Source organism: Stenotrophomonas sp. 2YAF22 (assembly GCF_052114665.1).
Lineage (GTDB): Bacteria > Pseudomonadota > Gammaproteobacteria > Xanthomonadales > Xanthomonadaceae > Stenotrophomonas > Stenotrophomonas indicatrix.
On the sequence record NZ_JBFRFE010000681.1, the window covers coordinates 1 to 2185 of the forward strand.

The 2185-nt window shown below is 65.3% G+C and carries 2 protein-coding genes; both read right to left on the reverse strand.

Annotated elements, in window-relative coordinates:
- Nucleotides 1-597: PAQR family membrane homeostasis protein TrhA (gene trhA / locus AB4Y84_RS19860; protein WP_442250748.1), on the reverse strand; the 597-nt coding region annotated here is incomplete at its 3' end.
- Nucleotides 598-693: 96 nt separating this feature from the next.
- On the reverse strand, nt 694-2185 hold a 1492-nt coding region (locus AB4Y84_RS19865), incomplete at its 5' end, for a peptide chain release factor 3 (RefSeq protein ID WP_442250749.1).

A 2185-nucleotide genomic window follows, 5' to 3' on the forward strand; every position in this document is an offset into this window, starting at 1 on the left:
GCCACCGATCACGAACAGATGCCAGATCGCGTGCGAATAGGGGATGGATTCGCGGTGGTAGAAGTACGTGCCCAGCGTATAGGACAGGCCGCCGCCGAACAGCCAAGCCAGGGTGCCACCATCGATCGAGGCCCACATCGGCTTGATGGCCACCACCACCAGCCAGCCCATGGCGATGTAGATCACCGTGGACAACAGCTTGAAGCGGCCGGTGTAGAACAGCTTGAACACCACGCCGCCGAGCGCCAGCGCCCAGATCGCGGTGAACATGCCCCAACCCCAGGGGCCGCGCAGGCCGATCAGGGTGAACGGGGTATAGGTACCGGCGATCAGCACATAGATCGCGCAATGGTCGAACACCTTCAGGCGGCCTTTGGCCTGCGGGTGCTGGATGGCGTGGTATAGCGTGGAGGCGGTGTACAGCAGCAGCAGGGCGATGCCGAACACGATCGCGCTGGCCAGCTGCCAGCCATCGCCGTAGATCGCAGCCAGGGTGATCAGTACCGCGCTGGCGGCCAGGGCAAGCACCGCGCCCAGCCCGTGGGTCAGGGCGCTGGCAATTTCTTCACGGATCGAAACAGCGGAAGTCGTGGACATGGCATGGGCATCGTCTGCAGGGAGGGGGACCTGCACCCCCCTATCATCGCCGCGATGGCGGGCGCGTGCACCCCCGCCACCGTATGGTCGCTGCAATCAGTTGCCGGTGACCGTATGCGCGGCTTCGCGGGTTGCCGAGAAACGCACGTCCGGCGCACGTTCCTGCGCCAGCTGCAGGTTGACCCGGGTCGGCGCCAGGTAGACCAGGTGGCCGGCCGCGTCGAGGGCCAGGTTCAGCGCGTTCTTCTCGCGGAACTCCTCCAGCTTCTTCTCGTTGCTGCAGTGGACCCAGCGCGCCGTGGTCACGCTGACCTGCTCGAAGGTGGCTTCCACGCCGTATTCGTCCTTCAGGCGGTAAGCGGCCACATCGAACTGCAGCACGCCCACCGCACCCAGGATCAGGTCATTGCTGGTCAGCGGACGGAAGAACTGGGTGGCGCCTTCCTCGGACAGCTGTGCCAGGCCCTTCTGCAGCTGCTTGAGCTTGAGCGGATCGCGCAGGCGGGCGCGACGGAACAGTTCCGGGGCGAAGTTGGGGATGCCGGTGAAGGTGATCGCCTCGCCTTCGGTGAAGGTGTCGCCGATGGAAATGGTGCCGTGGTTGTGGATGCCGATGACATCGCCCGGCCACGCCTCGGCGGCGATTTCACGGTCGCTGGCCATGAAGGTCAGCGCATTGGCCAGCTTCATGTCCTTGCCGGTGCGAACGTGCAGGGTCTTCATGCCGGCAGTGAACCGGCCCGAGCAGACGCGCATGAAGGCCACGCGGTCACGGTGCTGCGGATCCATGTTGGCCTGGATCTTGAACACGAAGCCGGTCAGCTTCGGCTCCTGCGGGGCGACTTCGCGGCCGGTGGTGGAGCGCGCCTGCGGCGACGGTGCGTGCTCGACGAAGAAGTCCAGCAGCGGCTGCACGCCGAAGTTGTTCACGCCCGAACCGAAGAATACCGGGGTCTGCTTGCCGGCCCGGTAGGCCTGCAGGTCGAACGGGTGGCTGGCACCCTGCACCAGTTCCAGTTCGTCGCGCAGGTCGGCCAGCATGCGCTCGCCGATCTTCTCGGCCAACCCGGGCGAATCGATCGACGGGAAGATGGTCGAATCCTGACGGGTGAAGTTGCGGCCCTGCTCGTACAGATGCACTTCGCCGGTGATCAGGTGGACCACGCCCTTCAGGCGCTGGCCCATGCCGATCGGCCAGGTGACCGGTGCGCACTGGATGCCGAGTACGCTTTCAACCTCATCCAGCAGGTCGATCGGCTCCTTGCCCTCGCGATCGAGCTTGTTGATGAAGGTCATGATCGGGGTGTCGCGCAGGCGGCACACTTCCATCAGCTTGATGGTGCGCTCTTCCACGCCCTTGGCCACGTCGATCACCATCAGCGCCGAGTCCACCGCGGTTAGCACGCGGTAGGTGTCCTCGCCGAAGTCGGCGTGGCCCGGGGTGTCGAGCAGGTTGATGATCTTGCCTTCGTACGGGAACTGCATCACCGAGGAGGTGACGGAGATGCCGCGCTCCTTTTCCAGCGCCATCCAGTCCGAGGTGGCGTGGCGGGCAGCCTTGCGGCCCTTCACCGAGCCGGCCATCTGG